This window comes from Sphingomonas sp. CROZ-RG-20F-R02-07, assembly GCF_022662335.1.
GTDB lineage: Bacteria > Pseudomonadota > Alphaproteobacteria > Sphingomonadales > Sphingomonadaceae > Sphingomonas.
Genome location: NZ_JAKNQJ010000011.1, coordinates 65,346 through 85,411, shown reverse-complemented (window position 1 = coordinate 85,411; position 20,066 = coordinate 65,346). Strand labels below are relative to the sequence as shown.

Sequence of the window (20,066 nt, the reverse complement as noted above, 5' to 3'; positions counted from 1 at the left end):
GAGGCTAGTTCAGCCGGTCGCACTCTCGACCGTTCGCCCTGAGCTAGTCGAAGGGCCTGTTCCGCACGCGAGGGCTCAACGGTGGAAAGCGTGTTTCGACAAGCTCAGCACGAACGGAGTCGGACACCGGATCGAACGAACGTCCTTTCGCGCTAAGCCGCCCGCGCCACTTCGGCCGCCGCGCCGCGCCACTGGATCGGGCGGAACACCACGGTCAGCATCTGCGGCGTGGTGGAGGGCGGGGGCGGGGCCATCAGCAGGCCTTGCGGCGATGCGCGGTAGAGGCCGGGTGCCATCGCCTCCATCGCGTCGGTGACATGCGCGGCGGCGCGGGGCGTCGTGGTATCGTCGGCGGCCACCGGGCGATACAGCACTTCCTCGATCTGCAGCCATTCGCAGACATGGCCGAACTGGATGCCGGGCACGAACCGTCCCGCGCCGACCGGCACGTCGATCCGATAATAGCCGTCGATCGTCGGATAGGCGGTGCGCTCGACGATCCCCTCGCCGCCGTCGCCAAGCAGGATGACGGGGATGGCCACGCCGCCGGTGTCGAAATCGGTGGTGCGCAGGTCCATCGAGAATCGCGCGCTGGCAAACAGCGTCAGCGCGAGCGGCAGGCCCTTGGGCTGGATCTCGCCGGGCACGTACATGCCGTTGCCCTGGTTGAGATAGGGCAGCCCCAGGCGCCGCAATCCGCGCTCGGCGCCTTGCGTATCGAATAGCGGCTTGCAGGCGTTCGTGCCCATGTTGGTGTCGAAGTTGAACGTGGCGAACAAGGCGGCCTCGTCGGCGCTCGGCAGGAAGAACAGCCGGGCCAGCGCCGCGGCGGCGGCCTGGACGCGCGCGTCCAGATCGTCGCTCGCCGCCGGCGCCTGGATGCCGGCCTTGCAGGTGCGGACATAATCGATGCACGCCGCCTGCACCGCGTCGCGCACCGCGCTATGTTCCGCCTTCATGTCGGGCTTCTCGCGGACCGGGGTGCCGTCGGCGGTGAAATCGACCGTCGATCCCTGCGCCACGTTGCACAATTGCTCGAGCAGCGCGACGCTGGAGGTGAGCGCGTGCAGCGTGCGCGCCTCATAGCGGCGCGTGTCGAGCATGCCGCGCTTGTCGAGGCCCGACATCTGCCCTTCGCGCAGGAACAGATAGCGGCCGGCAACGGTCAGCCCCAGCCGGTGCTGGAGCATTGGCGTCACCAGATTCTGGACGGTGCCGTTATAGCCGAGATCGACCAGCATCACGGCATCGCCGGGCGTCACCCCGGCCGCCGCTAGGTGCGCGCACAGTTTGGTGGCGAACGTGTCAGTGCGCCGCAGGATCTTGCGCCGCATTTCGGGTTTGCCGATCAGCCGGACGAACGCGGCCTCCTGCGCCGCGCGGTTCGGGATCTTCGCGATCTTGCCCCAATCGTCGGGCGTGAGCATCATCTGGCGGGCCAGCGCCTGAACCGGCAACCGCGGCAGCCAGTCGCCCAGATAGCGTTCCAGGCTGTCCGGGTCGAACATGGCCGCGCGCCCGGCCACGAAGCGGCTGATCTCGACGCCCACGGCGCCCGCATCGGGGAACAGCGTCTCGAACGCTTGCAGCGGCAGATGCCCGTCGCGCATCATGAACAGCGGGCGCACCGGCCGGCCGAGCCGCGCCGTCATCGCATCGACTTCGGCCTTTACCCAAAGCGCGAAGCCGTGCATCGCCGGGCCTATTACGTCATGGCCCAGCCGATAGGCGGGTTCGTCGCATGCGCGCAGCGACACCGCGGCGCGGTGCGGCTGGAGCACCGGGCGGGTGACGCGCGCCGCGGGATCGATCATCGTCGCGGCGATCGCCTCGTGGCGCAGCCGGGTCTCGCTGGCGGCGTCGAACTGCAGCAGGTGGACCGCGTGCAGCCCGTGCGCGGCGGCGGCCTTCAGATCCGCGGCGGGATTGTCGCCGATGTGGAGGATCGTCGCCGGATCGGCGTCCAGCGTTTCAAGGACATGATCGAACAGCGTGTCGCATTTGCCCGAACCATGGTCGGCCGAGACGAAGACGTGCGCGATCAGCGCCAGCACGTCGTCGCCCGCGGCGCCCGCGATGTGGCGGCGGAGCTCGGCCTCGCTCAGATACATGTCGCTGACGATCACCACGCGCAGGCCGCGCGCATGCGCTTCGCGGATCAGCGCGACCATGGGCGCGAATGCGAAGGCATGACGCGCTTCCTCGCCCAGTTCATGCGCCACCGCCGCCTCGATCCGCTCCGGGGCGGCATCGATGTGAAGATGGCGATAGACATCGGCCAGGCGGATCTCCACCGCCCCGCTGTTCCCGGTTCCGCCGCGCTGCGCCGCGATCTGCCGCGCCGATCCCTCCGACCACATCCGCGGTCCCATCGCGCCGCCCGGCAGATCGATGCCTGCGAACACGTCGACCGCCGCATGCGTCGCGCGCCAGATCAGCGTGTCGAAGCAATCGAGACTGATCGTCGTGACGCCCGCCGGCAGCGCGTCGAGCACGCCGGCGATGTCGGTCGCGCGGATGGCGCGGGTGGTCGGCATACGGTCGTCTCCTCTGATCGGGGCGACCATCGCCGTAAATGGTTAGGAGACGATTAACCGCATTCCCCGGATAGCGCGTGGGGCAGGACTCAAGTGACCATTCCCGTGATGCGCACCTGACCACCGCGATCGACGATCTCGCCGTTCAGCATGCCGCTGACGAGGACGGTAGCGCCGGGCTCCACGATCAGAATCCCGTCGACCATGCCGGCGATTTCCGCACTGGCGCCGGCGGGGACGATCGCGGTGCCGCGGAGCATGCCGCCAAACCGCCCCTCGATCACCAGCGATCCGCTGTGCATGCCCTTCATTGCCGTCCCTCCTCAGTCCGCGAAGAGCAGAACGGGCGTTTCGAGGAAGCGTTTCAGCCCCTGAACGAAGCTCGCCGCATCCCAGCCGTCGACCACGCGGTGGTCGCAACTGATCGACAGGTTCATCAGCTTCGCGCGGCGGATCTCGTCGCCCCCTCGACCACTGGCGACAAAGACAGGGCGCTCGACGATCTTGTTCGGGCCGATGATCGCCACTTCGGGGCGGTTGATGACCGGGGTGGTCGCGATCCCGCCGAGCGGCCCCAGGCTGGTGACGGTGATCGTGCCGCCGCCCATCTCGCCCGGCGTCAGCCGGTTCGCGCGCGCGGCTTCGGCCAGGCGGGCGATCTCGGTGGCGAGCTGCCAGACGTTGCGATCCTGCGCGTCGCGGATGACGGGCACGGTGAGGCCGGCATCGGTCTGCGTCGCCATGCCCATATGCACCCGGCCGCCGCGCGTCACCACGCCCGCCTCGTCGTCGTAGCGCGCGTTGAGCATCGGAAAATCGGGCAGGGTGCGGCAGATCGCGACGATCATCAGCGGCAGCAGCGTGAGCTTCGGCCGGCCGCCCCGGTTTGCGTTCAGGTCCGTGCGCATCGCCTCCAGCGCGGTCACGTCGATCTCGTCGACATAGGTGAAATGCGGGATCGCGCGCTTCGACGCCGCCATGTTCTCGGCGATGCGGCGGCGCATGCCGATCACCTTGATCGCCTCGTCCGCGCGCGCGCGCGAGGCGCCCGGCGCATGATAGCCCTGGCCCGAGCCGTAGCGCAGATATGCGTCGAGATCGGCGTGGCGGACGCGGTCGCCCTCGGTCTTCACCGTGGCGAGGTCGATGCCCAGATCGCGCGCCCGGGCGCGCACCGCGGGGGAGGCGAGCGCGTGAGCGGCAGGCTTTTCGTTCCCCGGCGAAGGCCGGGGCCCAGTTGGTGCGTCGGGCGTGGTGGAGGGCTGCGCGTCGTCGCCGGCGCCTCCCACCTGGGCCCCGGCCTTCGCCGGGGAACCGGATGCGGCGGGGAGAGCCGTCTCCACCCCCTCCTCCACCCCCGGGTTCTCCGCTTCGTACTGCTCGGCCGTCTCGGCCTGTGCCGCGGTTTCGGGCGCGGCGACGACGGTGTCGCCGGCGGCCGCCTCGGTCTCGATCACCACCAGCGCGGCGCCGATCGACACCTGGTCGCCGACGTCGCCCGCCAGTTCGACCACCGTGCCGGAAACGGGCGATTCCATCTCGACGGTCGCCTTGTCGGTCATCATGTCGGCGACCGGCTGGTCCTCCTCGATCCGGTCGCCCACCTTGACGTGCCAGGCGACGATCTCGGCTTCCGAAATGCCTTCGCCGATATCGGGCAGCTTGAACGTGAAACGCGCCATCATGCGTCCTTCATGATTTTCTTGAGGGCTTCGCCGATGCGGACCGGCCCCGGGAAATAGGCCCATTCGAGGCTGTGCGGATAGGGCGTGTCGAAGCCCGTCACGCGCTCGATCGGCGCCTCCAGATGATAGAAGCAGCGTTCCTGCACCAGCGCGGACAGCTCCGCGCCATAGCCGCCGGTGCGCGTCGCCTCGTGCACGATCATGCAGCGCCCGGTCTTCTTCACCGACGCCTCGATCGTGGCGATGTCGAGCGGAACCAGCGTGCGCAGGTCGACGATCTCGGCATCGATCCCCGCTTCCGCGACCACCGCCTGACAGACATGCACCATCGTGCCGTATGCCAGGATCGTCAGCGCCTCGCCCGGCCGCACGATGTTGGCGGTGCCGAGGTCGATCCGGTAATAGCCCTCGGGCACCTCGCCCGCCGGATGTTTGGACCAGTTCTGCGTCGGGCGGTCCCAATGGCCGTCGAACGGGCCGTTGTAGATCCGCTTGGGCTCGAAGAAGAGGACGGGGTCGTTGTCCTCGATCGCCGCGATCAACAGGCCCTTGGCATCATAGGGGGTGGACGGGATCACCGTCTTGATGCCCGATACATGGGTGAAGATGCCCTCGGGGCTCTGCGAATGCGTCTGCCCGCCGAAGATGCCGCCGCCGAAGGGCGAGCGCACCGTGATCGGCGCGGTGAATTCCCCCGCCGAGCGATAGCGCAGCCGCGCCGCCTCGCTGACGAGCTGATCGAGCGCGGGATAGATGTAATCGGCGAACTGGATCTCGGGCACCGGGCGCAGGCCATAGGCGCCCATGCCGACCGCCACGCCGATGATGCCGCATTCGGTGATCGGCGTGTCGAACACGCGCGTCTTGCCGAACTTCGCCTGCAGCCCAGCGGTCGCGCGGAATACGCCGCCGAAATAGCCGACATCCTCGCCCATCACGATCACCGCCGCATCGCGCGCCATCACGACGTCGAGCGCGGAGTTGATCGCCTGGATCATGTTCATACGCGTGGTGGGGGCGTTGTCGGTCATGGTCTCACTCATTGCCCCTCTCCCCTTGTGGGAGAGGGAGGGGCCCGCTCGATGCAACCGAGTGGGAGGGTGAGGGGGACGCTGCTTGGACACACGCCCCCTCATCCGGCGCTGCGCGCCACCTTCTCCCACGAGGGGAGAAGCGTTTCACTTCCGGTCCCATGGCCGGCCGCTCGCGGTTTCCTCGTCGATCATTTGCTGCTGCTGCTCGCGCAGATGCCAAGGCATCTCCTCGAACACGCCGTCGAACAGCGTGTCGAGCGGCTGGTGCAGGCCGTGGCCGAGAATACCGTTCGCCTCGGCCTCCTTCTGCGCGGCCTTCACGAAATCGGCGAGCTCGCGGTCCTGCGCGGCGTGCCGCTCCTCGTCCCATTCGCCGATCGCGATCAGATGTTCTTTCAGCCGCTTGACCGGATCGCCCAGCGGCCAGGCATTGGGCTCGCCTTCGGAGCGATACTGGCCCGGATCGTCCGACGTCGAATGGCCCTCGGCGCGATAGGTGAAATGCTCGATCAGCGTCGGCCCGGCATTGGTCCGCGCGCGCTCGGCCGCCCAGAGCGTCGCGGCATAGACCGCCAGCGCATCATTGCCGTCCACGCGCAGCCCGGCGATCCCGTATCCCACGCCGCGCGCCGCGAACGTCGTCGCCTCGGCACCCGCGAACCCCGAAAAGCTGGAGATCGCCCATTGGTTGTTCACCACGTTCATGATGACCGGCGCGCGGTACACCGCGGCGAAGGTGCAGGCGGAGTGGAAATCGCCCTCCGCGGTCGAGCCCTCGCCGCACCAGGTCGCCGCGATCCGGGTGTCGCCCTTCGCGGCACTCGCCATCGCCCAGCCCACCGCCTGCGGATATTGGGTGGTGAGATTGCCCGAGATCGAGAAGAACCCGGCGTCCTTCGCCGAATACATGATCGGCAATTGCTTGCCCTGTAGCCGGTCGGCGGTGTTCGAATAGATCTGGTTCATCATGTCGACCAGGCTCCAGTCGCGCGCGATCAGCAGCCCCTGCTGGCGATAGGAGGGGAAGCACATGTCGTCGCGGTCGAGTGCATAGGCGGCGGCGATCGACACCGCCTCCTCGCCCGTGGCCTTCATGTAGAAACTCGTCTTGCCCTGGCGCTGGGCGCGAAACATGCGCTCGTCGAACGCCCGCAGCAGCGCCATGCTGCGCAACATGCGGCGCAGCATATCGGGCGAGAGCTTCGGATTCCAGGGCCCCACCGCTTGGCCGTCCTCGTCGAGCACACGGATCAGCGTATAGGCCAGATCGCGGAATTCGCCGGCGTCGGCGGCGGTGTCGGGGCGGCGCGCCTCGCCCGCCGGCGGCACTTCCACCGCGGCGAAATCGACCCGGTCGCCCGGCCGGAACTTCGGCTCGGGCACGTGCAGCGAAAGCGGCTGCAAATTGGCACGCGGGCTGTCGCTGGCCACTCGTCTCTCCATCTCGCGGACCCTGGTGGAACGCTCGGGTCCACTTTCGGACCCTTGTTATAAAATTTCAAGAGCCGTGGCGAGAGGAGAAGCGGGGCCAACTGGTATGGGCGCTATTCCACTACCTGTTCGATCGCGCCGAAGATCGAGTGGTGTCGGTCGTCTTCCGCCCAGATCCGCACCGTGTCGCCGCGTTTGAGGAACGGGGTCTCGGGCTTGCCGCCGCGGATCGTCTCGATCGTGCGCACTTCGGCGAGGCAGGAATAGCCGACGCCGCCCTCCGCGATGGGCCGCCCAGGCCCACCATCCGCATCGCGGTTCGACACGGTGCCCGAGCCGACGATCGTGCCCGCGCCCAGCCGCCGCGTGCGCGCGGCATGCGCGACGAGCGTGCCGAAATCGAACGTCATGTCCTCGCCCGCTTCGGCCCGGCCGAAGGGCTGGCCGTTCAGGTCGACCATCAACTTGCGGTGGAGCTTGCCGTCGTGCCACCAGTCGCCGAGCGAATCGGGGGTGACGAACACCGGCGAGAAGGCGCTCGCGGGTTTGGACTGGAAGAAGCCGAAGCCCTTGGCCAGCTCGCCGGGGATCAGGTTGCGCAGGCTCACGTCGTTGGTGAGCCCCACGAGCCGGATCGCGGCCAGCGCCGCGTCGCGCGTCGCGCCCTGCGCCACATCGCCGGTGACGACAACCACCTCGGCCTCCAGATCGCATCCCCAGGCCTCGTCGGCGAGCGGGATCGGGTCGCGCGGCCCCAGAAACCCGTCCGATCCGCCCTGGTACATCAGCGGATCGTGCCAGAAGGTCTCGGGCATCTCGGCGCCGCGCGCCTGCCGCACGAGCGCCACATGGTTCACATAGGCCGAGCCGTCCGCCCATTGGTAGGCGCGGGGCAGGGGCGCGGCGGCGGCATGTTCGTGAAAGCGCCGCATCGGGATCGCCTCGTGCGCCAGATCGGTCGCCAAATTTTCGAGCAGCGGCGCCACCCGGTCCCAATCGTCGAGCGCGGCCTGCAGCGTGGGCACGATATGGCCCGCATCCGCGCACCAGGCGAGATCGTTGGAGACGACGACGAGCGCGCCGTCGCGCCCCTGCTTCAGGCTTGCCAGTTTCACGCGCGCTCTCCTTCAGGCTTTTGCGCGACCTTAATCGCTGCGGGCGACAGCGGGAAGCGTCTTCGGCGCTGCTCCTCTCGTTCCCCGGCCTTCGCCGGGGAACAGCGATCTTGACTTTCCCCGCATCGCAACATAACTGCCGCCGCAATCGAGGCGTCTAGCAGCGTGATCGGGCGACGGGAGCAACTCCCGCACCCAGCTCCGCCACGATCGTTGAATCAACGGGCTTCCCATTTCACGCGGGGCGTCATTTTCCCCCGCCCTCCGCGTGTCGTTGACGCGCGTTCGGCATCAGTGTCGAAAGTCTTTCCATGTCCTTTTCCGATCTCGGCCTTGCCGAGCCGCTCGTCCGCGCGCTCGAAGCCAAGGGCTATACCACCCCCACCCCGATCCAGGCGCAGTCGATCCCGATCTGCCTCGAAGGCGGCGATCTGCTCGGCATCGCGCAGACCGGCACCGGCAAGACGGCGGCGTTCGTGCTGCCCTCGATCCAGCGGCTGACCGAAAGCCCCAAGCGCGTGCTGCCGACGCATTGCCGCATGCTCGTTCTCGCCCCCACGCGCGAACTCGCCAGCCAGATCGCCGACAGCGCGCGTGGCTATGGCCAGTTCAGCAAAATGTCGGTGACGACCGTGTTCGGCGGCACCAGCATCAACAAGAACCGCCAGGACATGAGCCGCGGCGTCGACATCCTCGTCGCCACGCCCGGCCGCCTGATCGATCTGGTCGAGCAGGGCTTCGTCAACCTGTCGATGATCGAGATCCTGGTGCTCGACGAGGCCGATCAGATGATGGACCTGGGCTTCATCCATGCGCTGCGCAAGATCGTCCGCATGATTCCCAAGAAGCGCCAGACATTGTTCTTCTCGGCGACGATGCCGAACGCGATCCGTGAGCTGGCGGGCCAGTTCCTGATCGATCCCAAGACGGTGTCGGTGAAGCCCGCCGCAACCACCGCCGAGCGTGTCGACCAGTACGTCACCTTCTGCAACCAGGCCGAAAAGCAGGCACTGCTGACGATCACGCTGGCCGATCCGAGCATCGACCGCGCGCTCGTCTTCACGCGCACCAAGCATGGCGCCGACCGCGTCGTGAAGCTGTTGGGGGGCAACGGCATCGCCGCCAACGCGATCCACGGCAACAAGAGCCAGGGCCAGCGCGAGCGGGCCTTGGGCGAGTTCAAGTCGGGCAAGGTGACGATCCTGGTCGCGACGGACATCGCGGCACGCGGCATCGACGTCTCGGGCGTCAGCCACGTCATCAATTTCGAGCTGCCCAACGTGGCCGAGCAATATGTCCACCGTATCGGCCGCACCGCGCGCGCCGGGGCGAGCGGCATCGCGGTCGCGTTCTGCGCCGATGACGAGAAGCCGTACCTGCGCGATATCGAGCGGCTGACCCGGCAGAAGATCACCGTCCAAACGCTGCCGGAGGATTTCAATCAGCAGGCCGCGCAGATCAAGGCGACGCGCACCAAGGCGATCGGCGACGATCCGGCCCCGCGCGTCGATCGCCAGCGCCAGCCCCCACGCCCGCGCGCGACGCATTCGCCGAGCGCCACAGGCACGACGGGAGGCCGCAACTATGCCGGTGCCAGCCGTGGCGGCGGTCAGGGCGGTGGGCGTCCGGCCGGCCAGGGTGGTCGCGGCGGCGGCGGTGGTGGCGGCCGTGGTCGCGGCGGTCCGGGTCGTGGCACGGGCGGCTCCACCGCCCCGCGCTGATTGGGACGACGCATCCTCGCCCGGTGCGGGGATGCGAACCGTTTCAGGCGGCGCCCGGCCGGAAGGTCAGCGCCACGCCGTTCATGCAATAGCGTTTGCCGGTGGGCTTCGGCCCATCGTCGAACACATGGCCGAGATGCCCGCCGCACCGGCTGCAATGCACTTCGGTGCGGCTCATCCCCAGCGACGAATCGTCGCGCGTGCGCACCGCGTTCGGCAGCGGCGCCCAGAAGCTCGGCCAGCCGGTGCCGCTCTCGAACTTGGTCTTCGAGGAAAAGGCCGGCAGCGCGCAGCCCCCGCACGCGAAGATCCCTGCGCGATGCTCGCCGTTCAGCGGCGACGAAAAGGGCCGCTCGGTGCCCTCGTGGCGTAATGTGTCGTAGGCGGCGGGCGACAGGCGCTTGCGCCACTCCGCATCGCTGTGCGTCACCGCGAAGCTCTCGGCGCGCGCCGGGCTGCCGGTGCACCCGAACAGCACGAACGCGGCGGTGCCCGTTCCCGCGAGCGTGAGGAATTGGCGGCGGTCGTGATCGGTCATCGGGCTCTCCATACGTCGGCATATAGGTACGCCGCGACGCGCCGGAAGATGCCGGTGGAACCCGATGCGGCGACGCGCGCTTGAGGGGGGTATCACCGGAGCGTCCCCATGAGTTTCCAGCAGCTTGAACCGCCGATCCCCGTCCATGTGCTCGACAAGGGCGCGGGATTCGCGATCGCGGTGATCGATTACGGGCAGGAGCACAACCTGATCTGGGTGACCGCGATCAACGACACCGGGGAAATCTGGTGCGCGCCCAACCCGCGTGTGCGGATGCAGGCCAATTGGACAATGGGCCGCGTGAAGCCGCCCGCGGTCGCGCGCAGTGGTGGCGATTGTTCGGGCGCCGACGAGCCGATGCGTGCGGAGATCGTCAAGCCGAACTGAGCCTGCCGCTCAATAGCGGCCGATCTCTACCGGCAGTGCGCGATAGCCGTGCACGAAGCAGGCCGCGACGCGCGTCGGCTCGTCCACTACGTTCACGCGCAACCGCCGCTTCGCCATTTCCTCCAGCAGGATGCCGATCTGCATTTCGGCCAGGCGCGCGCCGACGCAACGGTGGATGCCGTGGCCGAACGCCAGGTGCCGCCGCGCGTTGGGTCGATCGACCCGGATCGCGTCGGCATCGTCGCCGAACACCGTCTCGTCGCGGTTGGCGGAGATATACCAAAGCGCCAGCTTGTCGCCCTCGCGGATCGTCTGCCCCATCAGCTCGGTGTCGCGCGTCGCGGTGCGCCGCATATGCGCGAGCGGCGTCTGCCAGCGGACGATCTCCTGCACCGTGTTAGGGATGAGCCCCGGATCCGCCTCCAGCTTCGCGCGCGCATCGGGAAAGCGATCGAGGCCGTAAGCCAGTGCCGACATCGAATTGCGCGTCGTGTCGTTGCCGCCGACGATCAGCAGGATCAGGTTTCCGAGGAATTCGTGATGATCCATATGGCTCATCGCATCCGAATGGATCATCATCGAGATCAGGTCGGGGGTGGGGGCCTGCCCGACCTTGGCGTCCCACAATTGCTGGAAATAGGCGCCGCAGGCGAACATGTGCTCCAACCGCTGGCGGCGCAGCTCGGGTGTCTTGATGAGTTCGATGTCGCCCGCCCAATCGGACCATAAGGTGAGCTTCGCGCGGTCCTCCCAGGGAAAGTCGAACAGGATGGCGAGCATCTGCGTCGTCAGCTCGACCGACACCGTCGCCACCCAGTCGAACGTCTCGCCCTGGGGCAGCGCATCGAGGATCTCGGCGGTGCGCGCGCGGATGTCGGCAGCCATCCGCGCCATCTCGGACGGCGTGAAGGCGGGCGCGACGGTGCGCCGCTGCTGGGTGTGGACGGGCCGGTCGCGCGCGATGAACATCGGCATGCGCACGTCGCTGTCGGGCAGGAAATCGGCGAGCGTGATCCCGCCGGCTTCCGACGAATAGAGATCGGGGAGCGATTCGACCTCGACGATCCCCTTGTAGCTGGAGATCGACCAATAGGGTCCGTAATCGCTGTCGGCGACGTGGTGCACCGGCGCCTCGGCGCGCAGCCGGGCGAAGGGCGCCTGCCATAGGTCGTCGCGGTAGAGTTCGGCCCGGCTTACGTCGAGCGGATCGATCCCGGCCTGCACGTCGGTCGCCAAAGTCGCCATCGTCCGCTCTCCTCGGGACGAGGATGGGCGACAACTGACATCCCTGTCAATTGGCCTTGGCGCGCCGCCACCGTGGCCTCGCGCTGCCCGATTGCAGCACGCCGCGGCGAAACATCCGCGCGCCGATCGCGATGAAGATCGCCACCCACAGCGCCTGCCACGCGATTGCGGCGGCATGCGGCCACAGCCCCGGCGCGTTGGCGGCATGGCCCGCCATGGCGAAGGGGGAGGAGAGCGGGAACGTCTCGGCCAGCGTCGCCACCCAGCTTCCCGGTGCGTGCACGGCAGCCGACGCCAGCGCAAACATCGCCACCTGCAGGATCGTGATCGGCAGCGACAGCATCTGGATCTCGCGCGGCGTGGTCGCCTGCGCACCCACCGCGAGGAACACCGAGCCGAGCAGCAGATACGCCATCGTGAAATAGACGATGAACAAGCCGGTGAAGACGGGCGTGCCCACCGCGGGGCGCAGTTCGCCAAGCGCGCCATGGATCGACGGCGGCATCAGCATGCCGATCTGCCCGACGACCGTCGCCCAGAAGGCGACGAACAGCACCGCCACGCCGAACATGCCGAGCAGCTTGCCCAGGAACACCGATTCGAGCGGCACCGCGGCGGCCAGGATCTCGATCACCTTGTTGTTGCGCTCCTCCGCCATCGTGCCGACCACCTGCCCCGCCAGGAACAGCGTCAGGAAGAAGATGCCGAAGACCGCGAAGAACGCCGATTGGTGCCGCCCGCCGCGCGTGGGGGCCGCGCGGACGACGGGGATGCGCACCGGCGTCACCACGGGCAGCGCGCCGCCCAGCCGCTGCGCCGCCAGCGTCGCCTGCGCGAGCGTCACCAGATATTCGGCCGCGCGATCCCCGCGTGCGCCATAGAGGATGTGCGGGCGATCGAGCGGCCCGTACAGCACCGCCGCCGCATCGTAATCGCGCGCGCGGAACGCCGCATGCGCCTGCGCCGCCGCATTGGCGGCGGGCGCGAGGGTGGTGAGGCCCGGCGGCTGCTCGTCGGGGCGGAACACGCCGCGCAGCCGCGTGTCGACCTCGGCGATCGGGCGCGCGAGCGGCACGGGCACGATCGCCACGATCCGGCTGCGCTCGGGCCCGCCGTCCGCCACGCTCGCCGCGCCCAGGCCGCCGATCGCGCCGAACGATCCCATGATGACGGGCGCGAAGAGGAAGAGGAGGAAGATCGGCGTGAAGACGGTGGCGATGAAATCGCGCCGCGCGATCGTCAGCGTCTGGCGCAGGGTGCGCGACACGCGGCTCATCGCACCGTCTCCACCGCCTGGTCACCGACGATGCGGACGAACGCCTCGTGCAACCCCGGCCGTTCGATCGACAGGCCGGCGATGCCGTGACCCGCATCGATCAGCCGGACGAGCAGCGGCTCGATCCCGTCCGCCGGCAGCTCGAAGCGCCACGCCTCGCCTTCGGCCACCGCATCCCGCGGCAGATCGGCAGCGACCGCCGCGTCGGTGCGGCTGGGGCGATACAGCACGCGTTGCGGCAGCAGCCCGCGCGCGTCGTCCACCGTCCCCTCGAACCGCCGCCGGCCGCCGGCGATGATCGCCAGCCGGTCGCACAGCCGCTCGGCATGCGCCATCACATGCGTCGAGAACAGCACGGTCGCGCCCCGATCGCGTTCGGCGAGGATCAGCGCCTCCAGCCGCTCCTGGTTGACCGGGTCGAGCCCCGAAAAGGGCTCGTCGAGGACCAGCAGATCGGGTTGGTGCACCACCGAGCCGAGCAGCTGGACGAGCTGCGCCATGCCCTTGGACAATTTGCGGATCTTGCTGTCGACCGCATGGCCCAGGCCTGCCGCCTCCATCAGCACCGCGGCGCGGGCGCGCCCCGTCTTGCGATCGAGCCCGCGCAGCGCGCCCATGAACGCGATCGCGTCGCGCGCCTTCATCTGCGGATACAGGCCGCGCTCCTCGGGCAGATAGCCGACCCGGTCGCTGGCATCCCTGGGCGAGGAGTGGCCGAGCAGCTCGCGCGCGCCCTCATCCGGTTCGAGGATGCCGAGCAGGGTGCGCAGGCTGGTCGTCTTGCCCGCACCATTGGGGCCGAGCACGCCGTAGATCGCACCGTAAGGCACCGCCAGGTCGAGCCCGTCGACCACCCGCCGGTCGCCGAACCGCTTCACCAGCCCCGTGGCACTCACCGCCAACCCGTTCGCCACGCGCCAATTCCCCCGACCACGGCGCCTGTGGTAGCGGGTTCGCGTGGACGAACACAACCTCCCGTTGGGCCTGGAAGCGCGGATCAAGGCGAAGGCCGCCGAACTCGGTTTCGTCGCCTGCGGCATCGCGCGCGGCGATGCGGCGCCGATGGCGGGGGTGCGGCTGCACCAGTGGCTGGCCGAGGGGCGGCACGGCGACATGATCTGGATGGCCGAACGCGCACACCAGCGCGAGAGCCCGGCGGCGCTCTGGCCGGCGGTGCGCAGCGTCGTCGCGCTCGGCATGAGCTATGCGCCCGCCGAGGATCCGCTGCGGCTGGCGGACGCGGGGGATGTCGGCCGCATCTCGGTCTATGCGCAGGGTGGCGATTATCACGACGTCATGAAGCGCGCGCTGAAGGCGCTGGGGCGCTGGCTCGCGGTGGAATCGGGCGCCGATCTGAAGGTGTTCGTCGACACCGCGCCGGTGATGGAAAAGCCGCTGTCGGAGGCGGCGGGGCTGGGGTGGCAGGGCAAGCACACCAATCTCGTCAGCCGCGCGCACGGCTCCTGGCTGTTCCTCGGCGCGATCTACACCACGCACGATCTCACGCCCGATGCGCCGGGCGGCGGCGCGTGCGGATCATGCGACGCCTGCCAGCGCGCGTGCCCGACCGACGCCTTCCCCGCCCCCTATCGGCTCGATGCGCGGCGCTGCATCTCCTATCTGACGATCGAACATGCCGGGCCGATCCCGCCCGATCTGCGCACCGGGATCGGCAACCGCATCTATGGCTGCGACGATTGCCTGGCGGTCTGCCCCTGGAACAAGTTCGCCGCCGCGGCCGCCGCGAACCTCGCCTTCGCGCCCCGCGCCGAACTCGCCGCGCCCGAACTCGCCGACCTGCTCGCGCTGGACGATGCGGGGTTCCGCCAGGTGTTCGCCGGCTCGCCGATCAAGCGCATCGGCCGCGACCGGATGACCCGCAACGCGCTGATCGCGGCCGGCAATGGCGGCCAGGCCGCGCTCGCCGGCCCGGTGGCCGCGCTGCTCGACGATCCCGCCCCGGTGGTGCGCGGGACGGCGGTGTGGGCGCTGGCCCGCCTCGATCCCGCGCGGTGGCGGGTGGAGCGAGGGGCGCGGATCGCGGGCGAGGGGGATGCGGGGGTGGTTGGGGAGTGGGAGGGGCTGTTGCCCACGTGCGGCACGGGCCCTTCGACAACCTCAGGGCGAACGGAGCAAGGTAAAACCGTCGAACCGCGGCGCGGATTTTAGTCCAGATACATCCCGCGCAGCTTGGCGATGTCCGCGGCGGACAGCCCCATGTCGTCGCGAAGCCAACCCGCCGCGCCGCCGGCATGCGTATCGACCACCTTCAACGCGGCTTCGATGTAGCGTCGATCGGCCGCCATCATCGCCTGCGCGGCGGCGGGCGGCATCGCCGCCAGTGGACCGGCATTCCCCGCCTGAGCGATCAGCTTGCGCGGGTCGAGATAGCGGTTGGTGAGCAGATAATCGTCGATCACGGTCGCGCGGGGCACGCCCAGGGCGGTCAGGAGCAACGCGGCGGCGATGCCCGTGCGGTCCTTGCCGGCCGAACAGTTGAAGGCCAGCGGCGCATCGCCGGCAAGCAGCTCGGCGAACATCCGCCGGTACTGGCCGCGAAATGGGTCGAGCATGCGCGGATAGCCGGCGGTCATCGCGGCGCGTGCCTGTTCGGCGGTCCAGCTCTTGGGATCGCCCGCCGGCATGAAGCCCGCATTGTCGAGCCGATAATCTTCGCTGAGCACGCGCGGCGGGTTTTTTCCGGGCCAGTTCACCGGCTCCTCGCGCCGCTCGCGGACGTCGCGGAAATCGCACACGATGCGGATGCCGCGCTTAGCGAGATCGGCATAGTCGCGCGGGGTCAGTCCGTGCATCGATCCGGAGCGGAACAGCAGGCCCCATTTCACATGACGTCCATCGGTGGTGCGATAGCCGCCCAGATCGCGGAAGTTGCGACCGCCTTCAAGCGGCAGTAGCCGATCATGCGGCGCGGGCGCGGCAGCGGATACCCGCGGCAGTCGCGGCGAGCAAAGCGATGGATCGGCGATTTCTGATGGACATGCTTTCCCCCTGTTCGACAGGGGCGATGACGCCATATCGTTTCGGGTGCGCTACGTTCTCATGACTTCCGGGTGACCCCGCCGAATATCGTTTTCGGCCGCGCCGTCTCGGACATCGGTGGAAACGGGCTGCCAGGAGCCGCGTGACCGTGCGCAGCCTATCGTCTCACTTCCCGCCCTCGCGCCGGGTGAGCGCGGCGACGCAGCTCGCGCGGTCGATCGTGCTGCCATCGGGTTCGCGCGCGTCGAGATAGGTGACGCGGGGCTCCGCGCCGCTCTTGGGATAGAGATAGGCGTCGAGCACGCAGAACCGCCCCTGGAACTGCAGCTTGCGCGCGCTCCCCTCGCGCACGTCGGCATCGGGCGTGCCGAACAATTGCACCAGCCCGGCCGCGTTCTGGCCGATCACGCGCTCCAGCCCGACGCTGGTATAGGGAACGGCCACGCGCTGCCCGATCGCCACCGGGGGGGCGACGGGCCCGCAGGCCGCGAGCGCGCCTGCCGTCGCGAGCAGAGGCCACAGATTGCGCGTCACGTCCGCCTCCGGTGGAAGATATGGGTCATCATCGCCGCGCCCAGCACGGGCGCCACGAGATTGGCCAGCGGAACCACGAACAGCGCCGCATCCGCAACCCCGATCAGGAACCGACCGCCTCGGCTCGACCGGCGCCAGCCCCGGAGCGCCGCACCCGACAGATGGCGCGCGGCCACCATGTCGCCGAGATCGCGGCCGAGCAGCCAGCCATTGACGACGATGAACGCGATCGCCGTGCCCACCCCCGTCACCAGCAGGGCCAAATAGACGGGCAGCAGGACGAGATTGACCAGCAGCGCGCGCAGGCCCGATCCGAGCCCCATCCAGGCGGCGCGCGGCTTCGACACCGGCCGCGCGGTGGCGAGCGCGTCCGGATAGTGGCGCGCCTCCACCGCGGCGACCACCTCGTCGGCGAAGATGCCGATGACGGGGATGGCGACCGCCCGGAACAACAGCCACAGCGCGACCGCGTCAATCGCTACCGCCACCGCGCCCGCCAGCGTATCCGCGCGTTCGCCGATCAGGTCTTCGATCGGCCCGCGCACGCCGTACCAGAGGCCCAAGCCCAGCACGGCGAAGAGCGCGAGCGTCAGCGCCATGGATTTGGCGAACACGCGCAGGATCGGCGGATCGCCGAGCTGCGCCAGCGACAGGGCGAGCGCGCGGAACATGCCGGGCGGCTTGGAACGTGCGCCCGCGCGCGTCAACGCGTTCGGTTGCGCGCGGGGTGGGCGCCCTCTACGGCGGCGGCTTTATCGCTGCATCGGAGAGCGCCTTGAGCACCCCCACCTATGACGTCGTCGCGATCGGCAACGCCATCGTCGACATCCTGGCACAGGCCGATGACGCTTTCCTCGCCGCCGAGGGCATGACGAAGGGCTCGATGCAGCTCATGTTCTCGCCCGGCGAGGCCGATGCGCTCTATGCCAAGATGGGCCCGGGGCTGGAGGCGAGCGGCGGTTCGGCGGCGAACACCGTCGCAGGGATCGCGGCGCTGGGCGGCAAGTGCGGCTTCATCGGCCAGGTGGCGGACGATCAGCTGGGCGAGGTGTTCGCGCACGACATCCGCTCGGTCGGCATCCAGTTCGACACCGCGGTCCGCGCCGGTGAGCCGACGACCGCGCGCTGCCTGATCTTCGTAACGCCCGATGGCCAGCGTACGATGAACACGTTCCTCGGCGCCTCGCAGTTCCTGCCCGAATCGGCGCTCGACCGCACGCTGATCGCCGACGCGGCGATCCTGTATCTCGAGGGTTATCTGTGGGATCCCGAGGAGCCGCGCGCCGCAATGCGCGCCGCGATCGAGGTGGCGCGCAAGGCCAGCCGCAAGGTGGCGTTCACCTTGAGCGACACCTTCTGCATCAGCCGCCACGGCGACGATTTCCGCAAGCTGATCGCCGACGGGCTGATCGACATCCTGTTCGCCAACGAGGCCGAGCTGCTGGCGCTGGCGGGCGGCGCGGATTTCGAGGGGGCGCTGGCGCAGGTCTCGGCGCAGGTGCCGACCCTGGTTGTCACGCGCGGGGAGCAGGGCGCGTGCGCGATCCAGAACGGAACGCGCGGCACCGTCGCCGCGCAGCCGATCGCCAAGGTGGTGGACACCACGGGCGCGGGCGACCTGTTCGCCGCGGGCTTCCTCCACGGCCAAGCGCAGGGCCACGGCCTGGACGCGTCGCTGACGCTGGGCGCGATCTGCGCGGCCGAGATCATCAGCCATGTCGGCGCGCGGCCGCAGGTGGACCTGAAGGCGCTGGCGGCCAGCCGGCTAGGGTGAAATTTGGTTCCCCGGCGGAAGCCGGGGCCCAGGTGGGTGAAGCTTGGTGATGATCCACCACGGCCTTCTCAACTGGGCCCCGGCCTTCGCCGGGGAACGGGTTCGGGACGACCAAACGAAAAGGGCCGCGGGAGCATTCTCCCGCGGCCCTTTTTCTCAAACCACCGGTCCGGCGATCAGGGCTGCACCCCCGGAGGCGCCATCGCGCCGCCCAGCGGCCGGCCATTGTCGTCCACGCCGTGGTACAGCCGGCTGTTGCGCATGCCGTACACGAAATACAGCACGATCGCGGCGACCGCATACCAGAAGAAGAACACCAGCACGTTCCACTCGATGCCGCTGATGAGCCAGATGCACGAGATGATGCCGAGCGCCGGCAGCACCGGATAGAAGGGCACGACGAAACCGCGCGGCAGTTCGGGATGCGTGCGCCGCAGCCAGATCACCGACAGGCAGACGATCGCGAACGCCAGGAGCGTGCCGACCGAGGTCATGTCGCCCAGCGCGTTGATGTCGAAGATCGCCGCGGCGACGCCAGTGATGATGCCGACGACGATCGTGTTGACCCACGGCGTCTTGAACTTCGGGTGCACCGTCGCGAACACGCGCGGCAACAGGCCATCGCGCGCCATCGTGTAGAAGATGCGCGTCTGGCCGTACATCAGCACCAGCACGACCGAGGTGAGCCCGACGATCGCGCCAGCCTTCACCAGCTTGGCGAACCAGGCCCATTGCGGCCCCAGCGCGTCGACCGCGACGGCGACCGGATCGGGCACGTTCAGCATCTTGTAGTTGACCACCAGCGTCATCACGATCGAGACGAGGATGTAGAGGATCGTGCAGACCACCAGCGAGCCGATGATGCCGATCGGCATGTCCTTCTTGGGGTCCTTGGCCTCCTGGCCCGCGGTCGAGACCGCTTCGAAGCCGATATAGGCGAAGAACACGATCGACGCCGCGCGGATGATGCCGCTCCAGCCGAACTCGCCCTTGTTGCCGTTGTTCTCGGGGATGAACGGCGTCCAGTTCTGTTTCAGCGTGTCGATATGCTCGATCACGTACCAGCCGACGATCAGGATGAAGGCCACGATCACCGTCATCTTAACCGCGACGATGATGTTGTTCACCTTCGCGCTTTCCGACACGCCGACGACGAGCAGGCAGGCGAGCACCGCGCAGATCAGGAAGGCGGGCAGGTTGAAGAGCGTGTGCAGCGGCTGGCCGTTCGCGCCGAGCACGGCCACGCCGTCCTTCAGGATCGGATAGCCGGCCGGGCCGGTCAGCTCGGGCGGAATGACGATGCCGAAATCGCCCAGCAGGCTGACGACATAGCCACCCCAGCCGACCGCCACGACCGATGCCGCCAGACCATATTCGAGCAGCAGCAGCGCGCCCATGATCCAGGCCGCGAACTCGCCCACCGTCGCATAGCTATAGGTATAGGCGGAGCCTGACACGGGAAGGGTGGACGACAGCTCGGCATAGCAGAGCCCGGCCAGCGCACAGATCACGCCCGCGATCAGGAACGACAGCAGCACCGCAGGCCCGGCGTGGAGCGACGCCGCGCTGCCCGTGCGGACGAAGATGCCCGCGCCGATAATGCAGCCGATGCCGAGGAACACCAGGTTCCAGGGCCCCAGCGTGCGCTTGAGTTCGCTCGTCTCGGATTCGCGCTGCACCTGCTCGACCGTCTTGCGAAGCATCATGCGTGCGAGAAGCCCGTGTGCGGGTTCTGCCATCAAATCTCCCTTGGCCACCCCCCGGCGGCCGCCACTTCCGGTTAAGCGGT

18 protein-coding genes are annotated in these 20,066 nt (G+C 68.7%); 4 read left to right on the top strand and 14 right to left on the bottom strand.

Annotation, left to right across the window (positions count from 1 at the left end):
* Window positions 1–152: 152 nt before the first annotated feature.
* From L8H00_RS14880 to L8H00_RS14855, 6 genes are all read right to left on the bottom strand, one after another.
* The gene (locus tag L8H00_RS14880; RefSeq protein WP_242098087.1) at window positions 153–2,537 is read right to left on the bottom strand and encodes an HAD family hydrolase; all 2,385 of its coding nucleotides are present in this window, start codon (window positions 2,535–2,537) and stop codon (window positions 153–155) included.
* 89 nt (window positions 2,538–2,626) lie between these two features.
* Complete coding sequence (locus L8H00_RS14875) at window positions 2,627–2,848, bottom strand: hypothetical protein (protein WP_242098086.1); 222 nt, start codon at window positions 2,846–2,848, stop codon at window positions 2,627–2,629.
* A gap of 12 nt (window positions 2,849–2,860) precedes the next feature.
* On the bottom strand, window positions 2,861–4,219 hold the full coding sequence (locus L8H00_RS14870; protein ID WP_242098085.1) for a dihydrolipoamide acetyltransferase family protein: 1,359 nt from the start codon (window positions 4,217–4,219) through the stop codon (window positions 2,861–2,863).
* Window positions 4,219–5,226, bottom strand: coding sequence for an alpha-ketoacid dehydrogenase subunit beta (locus L8H00_RS14865; protein WP_242098107.1), 1,008 nt, complete (start codon window positions 5,224–5,226; stop codon window positions 4,219–4,221). The genes L8H00_RS14870 and L8H00_RS14865 overlap by 1 nt, the downstream gene beginning before the upstream one ends.
* A gap of 174 nt (window positions 5,227–5,400) precedes the next feature.
* Window positions 5,401–6,699, bottom strand: coding sequence for a 3-methyl-2-oxobutanoate dehydrogenase (2-methylpropanoyl-transferring) subunit alpha (locus tag L8H00_RS14860; protein ID WP_242098084.1), 1,299 nt, complete (start codon window positions 6,697–6,699; stop codon window positions 5,401–5,403).
* A 101-nt stretch (window positions 6,700–6,800) separates the two neighbouring features.
* Window positions 6,801–7,802, bottom strand: coding sequence for a fumarylacetoacetate hydrolase family protein (locus tag L8H00_RS14855; protein ID WP_242098083.1), 1,002 nt, complete (start codon window positions 7,800–7,802; stop codon window positions 6,801–6,803).
* 311 nt (window positions 7,803–8,113) lie between these two features.
* Here L8H00_RS14855 and L8H00_RS14850 point away from each other — a divergent pair, with 311 nt between their 5' ends.
* A complete protein-coding gene (locus tag L8H00_RS14850) occupies window positions 8,114–9,523 on the top strand; it encodes a DEAD/DEAH box helicase (RefSeq protein WP_242098082.1) in 1,410 nt (469 codons plus the stop codon).
* A gap of 43 nt (window positions 9,524–9,566) precedes the next feature.
* On the opposite strand, the gene msrB is transcribed toward L8H00_RS14850, so the two are convergent.
* Window positions 9,567–10,061, bottom strand: a complete 495-nt coding sequence (gene msrB, locus L8H00_RS14845) for a peptide-methionine (R)-S-oxide reductase MsrB (protein ID WP_242098081.1) — start codon at window positions 10,059–10,061, stop codon at window positions 9,567–9,569.
* Between the two features lie 108 nt (window positions 10,062–10,169).
* Between msrB and L8H00_RS14840 the strand changes: the two genes are divergently transcribed.
* A complete protein-coding gene (locus L8H00_RS14840; RefSeq protein WP_242098080.1) occupies window positions 10,170–10,448 on the top strand; it encodes a hypothetical protein in 279 nt (92 codons plus the stop codon).
* Between the two features lie 9 nt (window positions 10,449–10,457).
* Here the strand turns inward: L8H00_RS14840 and L8H00_RS14835 are convergent, their stop codons facing one another.
* The 3 genes from L8H00_RS14835 to L8H00_RS14825 are packed head-to-tail and all read right to left on the bottom strand — an operon-like array spanning window position 10,458 to window position 13,883.
* Window positions 10,458–11,693 (bottom strand): cytochrome P450, encoded by a 1,236-nt coding sequence (locus tag L8H00_RS14835; RefSeq protein ID WP_242098079.1) that lies wholly within the window; start codon window positions 11,691–11,693, stop codon window positions 10,458–10,460.
* Between the two features lie 46 nt (window positions 11,694–11,739).
* A complete protein-coding gene (locus tag L8H00_RS14830; protein ID WP_242098078.1) occupies window positions 11,740–12,969 on the bottom strand; it encodes an ABC transporter permease in 1,230 nt (409 codons plus the stop codon).
* Window positions 12,966–13,883, bottom strand: a complete 918-nt coding sequence (locus L8H00_RS14825) for an ATP-binding cassette domain-containing protein (RefSeq protein ID WP_242098077.1) — start codon at window positions 13,881–13,883, stop codon at window positions 12,966–12,968. Before L8H00_RS14825 ends, L8H00_RS14830 begins: the two co-directional genes overlap by 4 nt.
* 43 nt (window positions 13,884–13,926) lie before the next feature.
* On the opposite strand from L8H00_RS14825, the gene queG reads away from it, so the two are divergent.
* On the top strand, window positions 13,927–15,138 hold the full coding sequence (gene queG / locus L8H00_RS14820; protein ID WP_242098076.1) for a tRNA epoxyqueuosine(34) reductase QueG: 1,212 nt from the start codon (window positions 13,927–13,929) through the stop codon (window positions 15,136–15,138).
* On the opposite strand, the gene L8H00_RS14815 is transcribed toward queG, so the two are convergent.
* The 3 genes from L8H00_RS14815 to L8H00_RS14805 form a co-directional block, all read right to left on the bottom strand.
* On the bottom strand, window positions 15,135–16,004 hold the full coding sequence (locus tag L8H00_RS14815) for a tyrosine-protein phosphatase (RefSeq protein WP_242098075.1): 870 nt from the start codon (window positions 16,002–16,004) through the stop codon (window positions 15,135–15,137). The genes queG and L8H00_RS14815 overlap by 4 nt on opposite strands.
* 130 nt (window positions 16,005–16,134) lie before the next feature.
* Complete coding sequence (locus L8H00_RS14810) at window positions 16,135–16,503, bottom strand: hypothetical protein (RefSeq protein ID WP_242098074.1); 369 nt, start codon at window positions 16,501–16,503, stop codon at window positions 16,135–16,137.
* Window positions 16,500–17,174 (bottom strand): EI24 domain-containing protein, encoded by a 675-nt coding sequence (locus tag L8H00_RS14805; RefSeq protein WP_242098073.1) that lies wholly within the window; start codon window positions 17,172–17,174, stop codon window positions 16,500–16,502. The genes L8H00_RS14810 and L8H00_RS14805 overlap by 4 nt, the downstream gene beginning before the upstream one ends.
* A gap of 104 nt (window positions 17,175–17,278) precedes the next feature.
* Here L8H00_RS14805 and L8H00_RS14800 point away from each other — a divergent pair, with 104 nt between their 5' ends.
* Window positions 17,279–18,277 (top strand): adenosine kinase, encoded by a 999-nt coding sequence (locus L8H00_RS14800; RefSeq protein WP_242098072.1) that lies wholly within the window; start codon window positions 17,279–17,281, stop codon window positions 18,275–18,277.
* A gap of 176 nt (window positions 18,278–18,453) precedes the next feature.
* Here L8H00_RS14800 and L8H00_RS14795 read toward each other — a convergent pair whose 3' ends face one another.
* Window positions 18,454–20,016, bottom strand: a complete 1,563-nt coding sequence (locus tag L8H00_RS14795) for an amino acid permease (protein WP_242098071.1) — start codon at window positions 20,014–20,016, stop codon at window positions 18,454–18,456.
* Window positions 20,017–20,066: the final 50 nt, after the last annotated feature.